Source organism: Halothiobacillus sp. DCM-1 (assembly GCF_045689735.1).
Classification (GTDB): domain Bacteria; phylum Pseudomonadota; class Gammaproteobacteria; order Halothiobacillales; family Halothiobacillaceae; genus Halothiobacillus.
This window is the reverse complement of the sequence record NZ_CP142685.1, coordinates 1,903,847-1,917,596: the sequence shown is the minus strand read 5'-3', so window position 1 is coordinate 1,917,596 and position 13,750 is coordinate 1,903,847. Positions and strand designations below refer to the sequence as shown.

The 13,750-nt window shown below is 58.3% G+C and carries 13 protein-coding genes; 11 read left to right on the top strand and 2 right to left on the bottom strand.

Going from position 1 to position 13,750, the window contains the following annotated elements; translation table 11 throughout:
• Window positions 1-107 precede the first annotated feature (107 nt).
• Complete coding sequence (locus tag VOI35_RS08935) at window positions 108-1,475, top strand: TlpA family protein disulfide reductase (protein ID WP_407275705.1); 1,368 nt, start codon at window positions 108-110, stop codon at window positions 1,473-1,475.
• A 13-nt stretch (window positions 1,476-1,488) separates the two neighbouring features.
• Complete coding sequence (gene tsaD / locus VOI35_RS08930; protein WP_407275704.1) at window positions 1,489-2,493, top strand: tRNA (adenosine(37)-N6)-threonylcarbamoyltransferase complex transferase subunit TsaD; 1,005 nt, start codon at window positions 1,489-1,491, stop codon at window positions 2,491-2,493.
• A gap of 1 nt (window position 2,494) precedes the next feature.
• Here the strand turns inward: tsaD and plsY are convergent, their stop codons facing one another.
• Complete coding sequence (plsY, locus tag VOI35_RS08925; protein ID WP_407275703.1) at window positions 2,495-3,100, bottom strand: glycerol-3-phosphate 1-O-acyltransferase PlsY; 606 nt, start codon at window positions 3,098-3,100, stop codon at window positions 2,495-2,497.
• A gap of 73 nt (window positions 3,101-3,173) precedes the next feature.
• On the opposite strand from plsY, the gene VOI35_RS08920 reads away from it, so the two are divergent.
• The 9 genes from VOI35_RS08920 (at window position 3,174) to VOI35_RS08880 (ending at window position 13,211) form a co-directional block, all read left to right on the top strand.
• Window positions 3,174-3,860, top strand: a complete 687-nt coding sequence (locus VOI35_RS08920) for a hypothetical protein (protein ID WP_407275702.1) — start codon at window positions 3,174-3,176, stop codon at window positions 3,858-3,860.
• Window positions 3,853-4,731, top strand: a complete 879-nt coding sequence (gene bioC / locus VOI35_RS08915; protein ID WP_407275701.1) for a malonyl-ACP O-methyltransferase BioC — start codon at window positions 3,853-3,855, stop codon at window positions 4,729-4,731. Before VOI35_RS08920 ends, bioC begins: the two co-directional genes overlap by 8 nt.
• Window positions 4,732-4,949: 218 nt before the next feature.
• Window positions 4,950-6,410 (top strand): cytochrome-c oxidase, cbb3-type subunit I, encoded by a 1,461-nt coding sequence (gene ccoN / locus VOI35_RS08910; RefSeq protein WP_407275700.1) that lies wholly within the window; start codon window positions 4,950-4,952, stop codon window positions 6,408-6,410.
• Between the two features lie 18 nt (window positions 6,411-6,428).
• Window positions 6,429-7,160 (top strand): cytochrome-c oxidase, cbb3-type subunit II, encoded by a 732-nt coding sequence (gene ccoO / locus VOI35_RS08905; protein ID WP_407275699.1) that lies wholly within the window; start codon window positions 6,429-6,431, stop codon window positions 7,158-7,160.
• A gap of 25 nt (window positions 7,161-7,185) precedes the next feature.
• Entirely contained in the window at window positions 7,186-7,419 is a 234-nt protein-coding gene (locus tag VOI35_RS08900) for a cbb3-type cytochrome oxidase subunit 3 (RefSeq protein WP_407275698.1), read from the top strand.
• Window positions 7,397-8,338, top strand: a complete 942-nt coding sequence (ccoP, locus tag VOI35_RS08895; RefSeq protein ID WP_407275697.1) for a cytochrome-c oxidase, cbb3-type subunit III — start codon at window positions 7,397-7,399, stop codon at window positions 8,336-8,338. Before VOI35_RS08900 ends, ccoP begins: the two co-directional genes overlap by 23 nt.
• A gap of 73 nt (window positions 8,339-8,411) precedes the next feature.
• Window positions 8,412-9,833 carry a cytochrome c oxidase accessory protein CcoG gene (gene ccoG / locus VOI35_RS08890; RefSeq protein WP_407275696.1) on the top strand — a complete coding sequence of 474 codons (1,422 nt, stop codon included), beginning with the start codon at window positions 8,412-8,414 and terminating at the stop codon, window positions 9,831-9,833.
• A 35-nt stretch (window positions 9,834-9,868) separates the two neighbouring features.
• The gene (locus VOI35_RS08885; protein WP_407275695.1) at window positions 9,869-10,696 is read left to right on the top strand and encodes a FixH family protein; all 828 of its coding nucleotides are present in this window, start codon (window positions 9,869-9,871) and stop codon (window positions 10,694-10,696) included.
• Between the two features lie 55 nt (window positions 10,697-10,751).
• On the top strand, window positions 10,752-13,211 hold the full coding sequence (locus VOI35_RS08880; RefSeq protein WP_407275694.1) for a heavy metal translocating P-type ATPase: 2,460 nt from the start codon (window positions 10,752-10,754) through the stop codon (window positions 13,209-13,211).
• Between the two features lie 111 nt (window positions 13,212-13,322).
• Here VOI35_RS08880 and VOI35_RS08875 read toward each other — a convergent pair whose 3' ends face one another.
• Complete coding sequence (locus VOI35_RS08875; protein WP_407275693.1) at window positions 13,323-13,727, bottom strand: hypothetical protein; 405 nt, start codon at window positions 13,725-13,727, stop codon at window positions 13,323-13,325.
• Between the last annotated feature and the right edge of the window lie 23 nt (window positions 13,728-13,750).

Genomic DNA, 13,750 nt, shown 5'->3' with positions numbered 1-13,750 from the left:
ATTGAAATGCGCGCGCCATCGTTGTCCGCGCCGGGTTGGGGCATTGTATTGACCCAAGGGTGAAATTGCGAACGGGGACGAGGCATTCCCCGATCTGGGGAGGCATCATGCGGCCGTGGCGGTTATTGATCTGGCTATGCTGGCTTGGCGGGCTGGGGTTGACTCAAGCCGCTTGGGCGGATTTTTCCCTACCGTATGGCACACAGGGGAATCAGCTCGATGTGACCGTGATTGGAGCCGAGCACCCCACCCAGCCGCTGTTTCTGTGGTTGACCAATCAATATGGCAAAACCGAAGGCGAGCGGGCCTTGGCGCACGCGCTCGCCCGACGCGGGGCGACCGTCTGGCAGGTCGATCTACTCGACTCCTTATTGCTCTCGCGCACCAACGATAGCGTTCGCACCCTGAACGGCCACGCCGTCGCGGCGTTGATCGATGCCGGGGTCAAGACCGGGCGGCCGGTGGTTTTGGTGGGGCTGGATCGGATGGCGGTGCCCATTCTGCGCGGCCTGCATCACTGGCAGCGGTCGGTTCAGAACACCCGCGCCGTGGCCGGCGCGATCCTGTTGTTCCCCAATCTCTATCGGGGCACCCCGGTTGCGGGGGTTCAGCCCCAGTTTCTGGGCATCGTCTCGGCCACCAACATGCCCGTGATGATTCTTGAACCCGAGCGCGGGGTGAACCGGAATCGTCTGGGGCAACTGCTCGATCAATTGCAGACGGCGGGGAGTCCGGCCTTCGCGCACATCATTCCCGATGTGCGTGATTATTTCCCGCTGCACCTGCATGAGGCGCAAAACGATACGCTGACGCATCTGCCCGCTTTGATGAAACCGTACGAGGCTCGGGCGATGCAGCAATTACCCGCGCAATTGCTGCGTTTCACGAGCCTGTTGGCGCAAGCCCCGCACCCAACACGGGTATTGCCGATCGATGAGGCGCTGGAGAAGCCCTTGCAGCAGCAATTTGGCTTGATTGCGCATGAACCGCCCCCACCGGCACATAATTTCGATCTGCCCGATGTCGAGGGCAATCTGGTGCGGTTGATGGCACCTGGTCAGCCGATGGCGGGCGTGACGCTGGTGAATTTCTGGGCGAGCTGGTGCCCGCATTGCGTGGAAGAGATCCCCTCGATGAAAGCGCTGGCCGGGCATTATGCGCCCAGCCAATTGCGGGTGTTATCCATTAATTTCAAGGAATCACCGCAAGAAGTCTCGACCTTTATCCAGCCCTTTGGCCTGAATTTTCCCGTGCTGCTCGACCGGGATGGTTCGGTCGCCAAACAATGGGGCGTGTTTGCCTTTCCCAGCTCCTTTCTGGTCGATGCGCAGGGGCGTGTGCGCTATTCGGTCAACGCCTCGATTGATTGGGATGCGCCCAAGGTTCGAGCGCTGATCGATCAACTCTTGGCGCATTCGCCCATGAAACCCGCGCCCATGACACCCGCTGCGGTATCATCCGACGCCTCAAAATAACGAAAGCACCGTCATGCGTGTTCTGGGTATCGAAACTTCCTGCGATGAAACCGCGATAGCGGTCTATGACACCACGGCGGGACTGCTGGCCAATCAGATTCACTCACAAACGGCCGTGCATGCGCGCTTCGGCGGCGTAGTGCCGGAATTGGCGGCGCGCGACCATGTGCTCAAGTTGCCGAGCCTTTTGACCCAGGCGCTGGCGGAAGCCGATTGTTCATTGGCGCAGATCGATGCCATCGGCTATACCCAGGGACCCGGTTTGCAGGGCGCGCTCATGACGGGCGCCGCGTTTGCCAAGGGGTTGGCTGTGGCACGCGGGCTGCCGACACTGGGCATTCATCATCTCGAAGGACATATTCTGGCGCCCTTGCTCGATCAGCCTGCGCCAGAGTTTCCGTTTCTGGCGCTATTGGTCTCCGGCGGGCACACCCAGCTCATCGCGGTGCGCGGGCTGGGGGCGTATGAGTTGCTGGGGGAAAGTATCGACGATGCCGTGGGTGAAGCGTTTGATAAATCGGCGAAACTCATGGGCTTGGGTTATCCCGGCGGTGCGGCGTTATCTGCTTTGGCGGCGCAGGGGGATCGAACGGCCATCGCGTTTCCTCGGCCGATGACTGATCGTCCCGGACTCGATTTCAGTTTCAGCGGATTGAAAACGGCCGTTGCCCTGTCGATCGCACAGGGTGTGCCGCATCGGGATGTCGCGGCGTCTTTTGAGCAGGCCGTGATCGATACCCTGGTCATTAAAATCATCCGCGCCTTGAATCAGACGGGGTTTGAGCGATTGGTGCTGGCGGGCGGCGTGGCCGCCAACCGGCCCCTGCGCGCCCGGCTGGCGGCCTTGATGAAGGAACGCGGTGGCCTGGCGTTCTATCCGCCGACGGTATTGTGCACGGACAATGCCGCCATGATTGCCCTGGTGACCGCCCTGCGTGTGGGTACTGGTCAGCGGGATGCCGGTAGCCCGTTCACCGTGCGGCCGCGTTGGCCGTTGATGGCCTTGGAATCGGGTTGAGTTATTTCTTGCCGATTTTGGGTTCTTCGCCACGCCAAAGGCGTCGAATGTTGCGGTGATGGCGGGCGATCAATAGGGCGGACATGGCGCTGATGGCCAGCGAGATGACCGGCGGAGCCAGATACACTGCTGCCAAGGCTGCAATCACGGCGGCGAGCAGCGCGGACAGCGAGGAATAGCGCGTAAAATAGGCTGAAGCCAGCCAGGTGGTGACGCAGAGCGCGCCCACGGGCGGGCTGAGCGCCAGCAGCGCCCCGGCCGCGGTCGCCACGCCCTTGCCGCCCTTGAAGCCAAAAAATACCGGGAACAGATGCCCGATAAAGGCAGCAAAAGCGGCCAGCGCAAGTGCGGCGTCCGGTGCCTGCAACAGCCGCAGGAATAACACTGGCAGAATCCCCTTGCCGAGATCGCCCAGCAAGGTGAGGATGGCCGCCTTTTTGCCGCCGAGGCGCAGCACATTGGTTGCGCCGGGGTTGCCGGAACCGGCGGTGCGGGGATCCGGCAAGCCGAACAACCGGGCGACCAGCACGGCACTGGCAATCGAACCGATAAAATAACTGACGAGCGCAACACCGCCCAGGGCGGCGGGAGAAGAAAAATCCAGCATGAGTACCTTCGAGCCAAAGCGACAGTCGATGCTGCCTCAGCCTATTATCCCGACAGGCGAGGCGTAAGCGCAAATGTGCCCAGCCGATTCCTCCGAGAAAACCGTGTATTTGATCGCGGGTTGGTCGTTCACCCCGGCCATGTGGACGGGGTGGCTGCAGTCGCTTGCGGGGCAATGGCCCGGTGCGCTTCGATGGGTGCCGCTATCTGCCGAGGGTTTTGCCGCTTGGATGACCGGCGATGCGTCCCACGCGCCCGATGGGTCGCCGCTAATACCGGGCGCCTATGCGGCCTTGGGTTGGTCGCTCGGCGGGAGTTTGCTGGCTGAATCGGTCATCCGGCAGCGTTGGCGACCCGAGCCCGCTTGCGTAGTTAGCGCATCTCCCCGATTTCTCGCGGAGCCCCAGACCGGCTGGCCTGGTGTGTCAGCGGTGGCTTTACATGCCCTGCGACGGCAGGTGTTGCGCGATCCCGAGGGGGCATTAGCGCAGTTTGATCAATGGTTGCGCCTGCCGGTCGAGCATTTACCGAGGGAGCGAGATCCTGCGGTGTTGTGCGCTGGTCTGGACTGGTTGGCGCGGCTGGATCATCGCCCCTGGGTCGAAGACCTTCCCCTGCGCTGGTTGTGCGGCGGTGAAGATCCACTCGTCCCCGAACCGGGCCGTCTGCCGAAGTCGGCCACGCGGGTTTCTGCGGCCGGTCACGGCTTGCCTTTCACGCACCCTGATCGCTTACTGGCGGAACTCATGACGCATGACTGACCACGATTTGCTCGATACCGCCCGCGTGCGCGCACGCTTCAACCGCGCCAGCGACACCTACGACCGTCATGCGTTGGTGCAGCAGGAAATCGGCCGCCGCCTGGACGAGCGGTTTGAATGGCTGCGCTTGACCCCGCGGCGCATTCTGGATTTGGGCGCGGGCACTGGCCAGCTCACGGTGGCGATGCGCCGACGGTTTCCTCGGGCGCAGGTTGTGTCGCTCGATTTGGCGGAAGCCCTGCTGGCACGCGTGCCCAAACAGGGTAGGATCTGGCGACGCCGGGCGGTGGTCTGTGCGGATATGCACCAACTGCCGTTTGCGGCGGGCAGCTTTGATGTGGTGGTCTCGAATTTCGCCGTGCAATGGAGTCAGGATCTACCCCGGCTGTTTGCCGAAGTGGCGCGCGTATTGGCCGCAGGCGGGGCGTTTCTGTTCACGACCTTGGGGCCGCAGACTTTGCGGGAATGCCGGCTGGCCTGGCGATCCGTGGATCATGCGGCGCATATCAACCAGTTTACGGATTTGCATGAAGTCGGGGATGCCCTGGTGTCCGCCTGTTTTGCTGACCCGGTCATCGATCAGGAGCAATTGACGGCGCATTATTCGAGCGCAGATGCGCTGTTGGCGGAGCTGCGGGCGGTGGGTGTGGGCAACAGCCTGACGACGCGCCCGAGGGGGTTGACGGGGCGTAAGGCATGGCAAGCGTTCATGGCCGCTTTGTCGGCGCAGGCGGAGCCGCAGGGAGTGCCGCTGACCTATGAAGTGATTTACGGTTTGGGCTGGGGGGCGGGTATTTCTCCGTTGCTTGGTTCTGCGCCACTGCGTGTTGAGAGTGTGTCAAATGACACAAAAGATCGTCATTTACCTTAATAGAATTTGTTTATGCAAGGGCTTGTTGGTTGGATTTTTGTTGGGCGAAGGCATATTGGTCAATAAAAATCAAAGGGTTGGCTGTGTTGTATGTATGAGTACATGAGTTTTTTTGTTGGTTTTTGTGTGTTTTAGAATGCTTTAATATGGCGCCTTGAAATTGGAGGCTCTGACGCTGGGCGTTTTGAGTCGGTTAAAACTCGAGTGGAGGGGTCAAGATGTCTGCGAACACAGCGGCTATAACGGCAGAGCAGTACAATTACGACATTGTCAAAAAATTTGCCATCATGGCGATGGTTTGGGGTCTGTTAGGCATGTCTGCTGGCGTGTACATCGCAAGCGAACTGGCGTGGCCCTTTCTGAACTTCGATATTGCGGAAATCACCTTCGGTCGCCTTCGTCCGGTGCATACCAGTCTGGTGATTTTCGGCTTCGGCGGCAGTGCGCTGTTTGCCACTTCTTACTATATCGTTCAACGCACCTGTCAGACTCGTCTGTGGGGTGGAAAGTTTCTGCCGGAATTTACTTTCTGGGGTTGGCAGCTGAGCATCGGCATTGGTGTGATCCTTTACATGATGGGCTACACCCAGGCGCGCGAATACGCTGAGTTTGTTTGGCCGGTTGACTTGGGTATCTTGGTGACCTGGGTTGCTTATGCGCTGGTGTTTACGATGACCATCAAAAATCGGAGCCAGCCGCATATTTATGTGGCGCTGTGGTTCTACATGGCGTTCATTCTGGCGACGGCGTTGCTGCATATTTTCAACAACCTCGCGGTGCCGGTGGCTTGGAACAGCCTGGATTCTTACAGCCTGTTCTCTGGCGTACAGGATGCGATGACTCAGTGGTGGTATGGCCATAATGCGGTGGGCTTCTTCTTGACTGCGGCCTTCCTCGGGATGATGTATTACTTCGTGCCGAAGCAGGCCGGTCGTCCGATTTACTCCTATCGCTTGTCAATCGTTCACTTCTGGGCGTTGTCCTTCCTCTATATGTGGGTAGGCGCACATCACCTGCACTGGACGGCGCTGCCGGACTGGGTATCTACCCTGGCGGCGACTTTTTCCATCCTGCTGCTCCTGCCGTCCTGGGGCGGGATGATCAACGGCATCATGACGCTCTCAGGCGCTTGGGAAAAGCTGCGTACGGATCCCATCATGCTGTTCTTGATTACCGCACTGGCGTTCTACGGGATGTCCACTTTTGAAGGCCCGATGATGTCGCTCAAATCTGTGAATGCGCTCTCGCATTACACGGACTGGACGATCGGTCATGTCCACTCAGGCGCGCTCGGTTGGGTGGCCATGATTACCATCGGATCGTTCTATCACATGGTGCCACGGCTGTGGGGCGTGAAGTTGTACTCCACCCGCCTCGTGTTCGCCCACTTCTGGATCGCGACGATCGGTGTCGTGCTGTACATCGTGGCGATGTGGGTGTCGGGTATCGGCCAAGGTTTGATGCTGCGCGCCTTTGACCAGTACGGCAACCTGGCCTACACCTTCGTCGAAACCGTGACCTTTATGCACATTCCTTATGTCGTGCGTGCCTTGGGTGGTGCGATGTTCCTGAGCGGCATGGTGCTGATGGCGTACAACCTGTACATGTCTGTTTGGGGTGCCCGGCGTGAGCTGGCTCCCGTGCAAGGTCAGGCCGCTGTGGCCGCTGTGCGTGGTTGAGCGTAAGAGAGACTACTCATGAAACACGAAAGTATTGAAATCAACTCGGCGCTGCTGATTGTATTGACCCTCGTGGTCATCAGTATCGGTGGACTGGTAGAGATTGTGCCCCTGTTCCACATCAAGGGGACAGTGGAGCAGGTCGATGGGGTGCATCCGTACACCCCGCTGGAACAACTGGGGCGCGATATTTATGTCCGGGAAGGGTGCTATCTGTGCCACTCCCAGATGATTCGCCCGTTCCGGGACGAAATGCTGCGGTACGGTCACTACTCACTGGCGGCTGAGTCGCAGTATGACCACCCGTTCCAATGGGGGTCTAAACGCACCGGCCCTGATCTGGCGCGTGTGGGGGGTAAATATTCCAACGAGTGGATGACCCAGCATTTGATTCATCCGCAATCCTTGGTGCCGGAATCGATCATGCCGTCTTATCCTTGGCTGATGCAGCCGCTGAACTACAGCGACATTGATGCACGGATGAAGGCATTGCGCGATGTGGGTGTGCCCTATTCGCTGACCCAGGCAGAGTACGAGGCCAATGTGAAGAAATTTGGTAAGGATCTGGCCGATCAGTTCGTGATTGCCAATGGGGTCGAGTCGGTGAAGAAAGAAGCGGCCTCGCAAAACTGGGACGGTAATCCGAAGGAAATCACTCAGATGGATGCCTTGGTCGCCTATCTGCAGGTCTTGGGTACCATGGTCGATTTCTCCAAATACGATCAAGGTTATTTCTCAAAATTCCGGTAATCCGTGAGCTGTTGGAGATCAGGTTTTGATTAGCGCTTTTTTTGACTGGATAGGTCGCCCGGAGATTGCAAAACCCATTGAATTGGTTTTGCTGTTCTCGATATTCATTATCGTGGTGTTTTATGCCTATGCCAGTCGGAAGCGCAGCAAGCGGTTGGAGTCCTACAAAGACATCCCTTTCCTTGATGATCATGACCACATTCCGACGGATGCTAAAAACAAGCAGGTGAACAAAAATGAGTCAGAGCCCAGAAATTAAGAAGGGTCAGGTCGAAACCACCGGCCATGTGTGGGACGGTGATCTGCGCGAATACAACAACCCGCTGCCGCGCTGGTGGCTGTGGGCGTTCTACGGCACGATCGTGTTCGCCGTGGTGTATTGGATTCTGTATCCGGCATGGCCGTATGCGGGTACCTATACGAAAGGTGTCGAAACCGTTTCCTTCACGGTCAAAGAGCCAAATGGCCAGGAAAAAACCGTAACGGAGCATTGGAATAGCCGGGCGCTGTTCAATAAGGATATGGAGTCCAGCCCCTCGGCGCTGGCGCAGAAAGAATGGCTGGCGAAAGTCAAAGACATGAGCTTTGAACAAATTGCCGCGAATCCGGATACGCTGAACTTCGCCCGTTCGATGGGGCACGCGTTGTTTGGTGACCATTGCGCGGCATGCCACGGCACGGGCGGGCAAGGCGTGTTGTCCATGAATCCGGAAGCCTCGTATCCCAACCTGACCGACGATGCTTGGATTCATGGCAGCAGCTATGAAAAAATCGTACAGGATATTACCAACGGCATTCACGGCAACATGCCGGCCTTTGGTGCGTTGTTCCAGGGTGAAAAGCGTGCCGACCTGGCGCAGTATGTCTTGAGCCTGTCGCATCAGTCGGGCGTTAATGAAGAGGCGGCGAATCGGGGTAAGGCCTTGTTTGCTACCTGCGCGGGTTGCCACGGAGCCACGGGTGCAGGCAACCAGATGATCGGGGCGCCGAACCTGACGGATCAATCCTGGGATTTCGTGGATATTTCCGGCGCGAAAGATTATGACGAAAAACTCAAGTTGATTGAGGGTGTCATTGCCAATGGCTTGAATCATCAGATGCCAAAATTTGGTGACCGGTTGAGTCCGGAGCAAATTCGTCTGCTGGCGGTGTATGTCCGTCAATTAGGCGGTAGCTAATCTCGCAGGGATGCTTAGGGCACCGGCTTCAGGCCGGTGTTTTTTTTTCCGCAGGCTGCAGGGGTAACGATTGATGTCACAAGATCACTTAACCGCACAGGAACCCGAATTGTATCAAGCGCGGGAGGCGATTCATCCCAAAGCGATTCATGGCCGGTTTCGTCGCTTTAAGACGGGGGTGCTGTTGCTGGCTTATGCGGTCTTTTTCTTGTTGCCCTGGGTTCGCTGGGAGCGATTGGTCGGGCCAGATCAGGCGGTGATGTTTGATATCCCCACGCGCCGCTATTACCTGTTCGACTTGATTATCCACCCACAGGACATGTTCCTGCTGGCGGGTTTTCTGATTTTGGCGGCCTGGTTGTTGTTTTTTGTGACCGGTCTCGTTGGCCGCGCCTTTTGTGGCTACTTCTGCTTTCAAACCTTATGGACTGATGTCTTCATGAAGGTTGAATACTGGGTGCAAGGAGATCGAAATAAACGGATGAAGTTAGAAAAGCAGCCATGGAATGCGGAGAAAATCACGAAAAAAGGGCTGACGGTATTGATTTGGACGCTGATCGCGTTCTGGACCGGCTTCACTTTTACTGCGTACTGGGCTGATGCGCCTCAACTGTTTATCGCGTTCTTTACTGGCCAGGCGGCGAGTGCGGCGTATATCACCACCGGGATTCTCACGGCGACCACACTCGTGGCGGCGGGTTTTGCGCGCGAGCAGGTGTGCATCTACATGTGCCCCTATGCGCGGTTTCAGGCGGTGATGTTCGACAAGGAAACTTTGCTGGTCAGCTACGATGTTCATCGCGGGGAGGGCAGTCAAGGGCGAAAACCCTTGCAAAAAGGCTTGATGACGCGGGAGGAGCGGCATGCGGCGGGCGCGGGGGATTGCATCGACTGCAAGCTCTGCGTGCAAGTCTGCCCGACGGGGATTGATATTCGGGATGGCCTTCAACTGGCCTGTATATCCTGCGGACTGTGTATCGATGCCTGCAATGAAATCATGACCAAGCGCGGTTGGCCGCAGGGTCTGATTCGTTATGCCTCCGAAGTGGAGTTGGAAACAGGCAAGAAACCCAGCCTGCTTAAATTCCGCACGATTGGCTACGGTGTTGCCACCACCGTGGCGAGTTTGCTGTTGATCTATGGGTTTTATGCCATGAAGCCCCTGGATTTCGCGGTGTTGCAGATTCGGCAGCCCTTGTTTGTGGTGATGAGCGACGGCACCGTGCAGAATAATTACCAATTAAAAATCAATAACAAGGAACCTGCGCCTTTGGCGCTTGAGCTTAAAGTCGAAGGACTGAACGATGCGGAAGTGACGATTGGTGGAAATTACAGAACCCTGGATATTCCGCCAGATCAAACGGGCAATTATCTGATCCATGTCCGGGCGCCGCGCGCATCGGGGGTGTCGCGGCAGATTATTACCTTCCGTTTGATTGATAAAAACGGTCATTTACCGGATGTCGTTGAGACGACGAATTTCAACTTCAAGTGAATGCATGCGGCCTGTAAGCGCCGAGGAGCAGAAGAATGAATTTAGTATTGCCCGCTGGGGTTGGCATTGTTGCGATTTTGGTACTGTTTTACCTGCTGAAATGGCGCTGGCCAAGGGCGGGTCGTCCCATCGCCGTGATTTTGGGGGTTTTGTCCTTGGCGGCTTATGCGCCGTATGCCATTACCCATTGGCCTGGATCTGACATTGTCACCGCCGTTGTGGCGATTTATGTGATGACGGCTTTTATTCTCGGCTTCATCTATCCGGCGAAATCTGCGGGGGGTGGCAAGGCGAGTTTTCATTGGGGACCGGCCTCCATCATTATTTTTCTGTCGGTGATCGTGTTGCTGGATTCAATTTTCGTCACGCTGGCCTCCAGCGGTCTCTCGCAACGCGCCGCCCATGATCTGTTACCCAAACCCGATGAGGGTTCTATCGTGACCTCGTTTTTTCCGGGCACGGTCGCGCGGGATTATCAGCAGCAGGAAAAACTGTTCAATCAGTATGACGATGCCCTGGACGAGCAGGTGCAGCTCGGCTGGAAGGTCCACAAAGGCTGGGTCGATGAGCCGGTAATGAATCAACCGGCGTTGTTCAAGGTTTCCGTGACGGATGACCACGGTCAGGCGGTGAGCGGCGCCCAGGTTTCGCTGGATTTTATGCGGCCGGCCGATAAGCGGCTTGATTTCTCGGTATCACTCCCCGAATTGGGGGATGGCGCCTATCAACTCCCCATCAAAATGACCGCGCCCGGTTTGTGGGAGGTGATGGTTCATATTCAAAAAGGCGCTGCCAATTTTGAACTCAATGGTCGGACGAATGTCCAGATGGCGCCCCGCCAGAGTGCTCAGTCAACTCCGTAATTCCGCTCCCTGGATCCATCTGACGGTGTTTGTCGATTGCTCATAGGGGTTTGTGATGTCAGCTCATGCGGTTACACAAGAAAAGCCGGTCGAGGAACCGGCCACAGTGGCGTGCTTTCACTGTGGCTTGCCGGTTCCTCCGGGGAGTCATTATCACGCGGTCGTGTTGGGTCAGGATCGCCCCATGTGCTGTCCAGGTTGCCAGGCCGTGGCCGAGGCCATCGTCGAAAACGGGATGGCTGAGTATTACCACCATCGGACGGAAGCCGGGGTGCGGCCAAAAGATGATCTGGCGCAGGTTCTGCAGGAACTCGCGGTATTCGATCGACCCGAGATGCAAAAATCCTTCGTGGCGAACCGCGATGGGGATATTCGTGAAGCCTCGCTGATTCTTGAAGGATTGGTGTGTGCGGCCTGCGTCTGGCTGACCGAGCGGCATGTGCAGCAGTTGCCCGGTGTGCAATCGTTCACCGTGAATTTCTCCACCCACCGCGCCCAGGTGGTGTGGGATAACCGTCAAATTTCGTTGAGCGAGATTTTGCGCGCCATCATGATGATTGGGTATCGCGCGCATCCATATGACCCGAACCGGCAGGATCGGGTATTCAAGCGCGAGCGGCATATTCTGATGCAACGCCTAGCGGTGGCCGGGTTGGTGTATTTGCAGGTGATGATGATCTCGATGTCCTTGTATTTTGGGGATTATCTCGGGATTAGCGATCAGCTGCGGTATTTCTTCTGGTGGATGAGCCTCATCTTATCCACGCCGATCGTGCTGTATTCCGGGCAGGCATTTTTCAAGCCGGCCTGGCGTGACTTGAAACAAAAACGGGTCGGCATGGATTTGCCGGTCTCGCTATCCATCTTGCTGGCGTATGCCGGTAGCGTCTGGGCGGTGGTGACCAACACCGGCCACATTTATTTTGATTCGGTCACCATGTTCATTGCCTTGCTGCTCACGGGGCGCTTGCTCGAGCAGTCGGCGCGGCATAAAGCCGGCGAGATGAGCGAGGCATTGACCCGGCTGGTGCCCGCGGTGGCGCATCGGCTGGATGATCGGGGGGAGATTACGGTCATCCCGGCCTTCGATCTGGTGGTGCAAGATCGGGTGCTGATCCGTCCGGGCGATGCGGTGCCCGCCGATGGCGTGGTCGAAGAAGGGCAAAGCAGCGTCAATGCGGCCATGCTCACCGGCGAAAGCGTGCCGGAGCACAAATCCCCGGGGAGCGAGCTCATCGCGGGCACCATCAATGTGGAAAGCCCGCTCATCATGCGGGTGCAAAAAGTGGGGCAAGACACCCTCGTCTCCTCGATCGTCCGCTTGATCGATCGGGCGCAGACACAAAAGCCGAGAATCGCCGAGACGGCCGATCGATTCGCACAAAAATTTGTCGTGGCGTTGTTGTTGGTGACGGCGCTGGTGACGGTCGCCTGGTTGTTGATTGATCCGAGCAAGGCGTTCTGGGTCGCGGTGGCCATTCTGGCGATCACCTGCCCCTGTGCGCTCTCCTTGGCAACTCCCGCGGCAATTGCCGTGGCGGTTGGTCGGTTGACCAAGGCGGGCGTCTTGGTGACGCGCGGCTACGCACTGGAAACGCTCGCGCAGGTGACTCATGTCGTCTTCGATAAAACCGGCACGCTCACCGATGGGCAGATTGCCCTGCAGCGGATCGAGGTTCTGGGGCGCGTGGATGCGACCACGGCACTGCGGTGGGCGGGCGCGCTGGAGCAGCAAACCGAGCATCCGGTCGGTCGGGCGATTGCGCAGGCGGCGGCGGAAGCCGGGGATCTGCCCACGGCCAGCGCTGTGGTGAATTTCCCTGGGCGCGGGCTGAGTGGGCAGGTAGAAGGTCGGTCGATCAGCCTCGGCAATGCCCGGCTGCTCACGGAACTAGGGATCGCCGTGCCCTCAAGGGATAACCCCGCAGCCGATCTCGCCGTCTGGATGCTGGTCGATGGCGCGCCGGCGGCGGTGTTTTATCTCAGCGATACCCTGCGTGACGATGCCCGCGCCATGATCGAGTCGGTGCGCGCGCTGGGTCTGGAGCCCGTCGTCTTGTCGGGCGATCAGCCGGATCGGGTCGCGGCGCTTGCGCGGCAGTTGTCGATCACGCAGGCACACGGCGGCTTACTGCCCGATGAAAAACTCGCGTATGTCCAACGCCTTCAGGCTGAAGGCGCGGTGGTGCTGATGGTGGGGGATGGCATCAATGATGCCCCCGTGCTCGCCCAGGCGCAGGTGTCGATGGCCATGGGCGGCGGCACGGTCATCGCCCGTCATAGCGCCGACATCGTGTTGATGAACGACCAGCTTCAGCAAATTCCCTATGGCTTGCGCTACGCGCGGCGCGTGCTGGCGAATATCCGCCAGAATCTCTCCTGGACGGCGGTCTATAACTTCATTGCGATTCCGCTGGCGGCGGCGGGTTTTATCGAGCCCTGGGTCGCGGCGATTGGGATGTCCCTGAGTTCGTTGATCGTGGTCGGGAACGCCTTACGGCTGCGCTGGGATTGATGGTTTGATATGAAGCCTGGCCAGTCGGAACCGCATCGGGGGTGCCTCGGGTCAGAAACGCTGGAACCGGCGTCCGCCGGTCGTTCTCCCGAAAACCTGGCCGCGAGGGTATTACGGCGCGTTGGGTAACTCTGCGAACCAAGTGCCGGGCAAGGCCGCCATGGTATGGGCATCCCGCAGGATGCCGTAAGCGGTGATGCTTGCTTGGGTGGCCGCGTTCAGCCAAGCAGGATGGCGGGTGTACAGCACACAGTCGGTGGGACGCATCCCGTGCGCGGTACATAATGCCTGCCAAGCGCTGGGCAGGCGCCATGACGCCCAGTTCGCGCTGTCCTGTATTACCGCCTGCGGCCACAGCGCGCGCCAGGCGGTGGTGAATTCGGCCGAGGGAGAAAGTCCCACGATTGGGATCGATTGCTGCTGCCATGCCCGCAGCACCTCCGGCAGTGCTTCATACAGGGTCAGCAAATCCTCACCGGATCGTGTGAAAATGACCGATAAATCGAGCAGAATCATCTTTCCCCCGTCACGGTTCCAAC

Bases quoted from the DNA above. Each gene is read 5' to 3' on its own strand.
- bioC (WP_407275701.1), top strand. From the start codon at position 3,853: ATGACTGACCACGATTTGCTCGATACCGCCCGCGTGCGCGCACGCTTC.
- ccoN (WP_407275700.1), top strand. From the start codon at position 4,950: ATGTCTGCGAACACAGCGGCTATAACGGCAGAGCAGTACAATTACGAC.
- plsY (WP_407275703.1), bottom strand. From the start codon at position 3,100: ATGCTGGATTTTTCTTCTCCCGCCGCCCTGGGCGGTGTTGCGCTCGTC.
- ccoP (WP_407275697.1), top strand. From the start codon at position 7,397: ATGAGTCAGAGCCCAGAAATTAAGAAGGGTCAGGTCGAAACCACCGGC.
- VOI35_RS08935 (WP_407275705.1), top strand. From the start codon at position 108: ATGCGGCCGTGGCGGTTATTGATCTGGCTATGCTGGCTTGGCGGGCTG.
- VOI35_RS08920 (WP_407275702.1), top strand. From the start codon at position 3,174: ATGTGCCCAGCCGATTCCTCCGAGAAAACCGTGTATTTGATCGCGGGT.
- ccoO (WP_407275699.1), top strand. From the start codon at position 6,429: ATGAAACACGAAAGTATTGAAATCAACTCGGCGCTGCTGATTGTATTG.
- tsaD (WP_407275704.1), top strand. From the start codon at position 1,489: ATGCGTGTTCTGGGTATCGAAACTTCCTGCGATGAAACCGCGATAGCG.
- VOI35_RS08885 (WP_407275695.1), top strand. From the start codon at position 9,869: ATGAATTTAGTATTGCCCGCTGGGGTTGGCATTGTTGCGATTTTGGTA.
- VOI35_RS08880 (WP_407275694.1), top strand. From the start codon at position 10,752: ATGTCAGCTCATGCGGTTACACAAGAAAAGCCGGTCGAGGAACCGGCC.
- ccoG (WP_407275696.1), top strand. From the start codon at position 8,412: ATGTCACAAGATCACTTAACCGCACAGGAACCCGAATTGTATCAAGCG.
- VOI35_RS08875 (WP_407275693.1), bottom strand. From the start codon at position 13,727: ATGATTCTGCTCGATTTATCGGTCATTTTCACACGATCCGGTGAGGAT.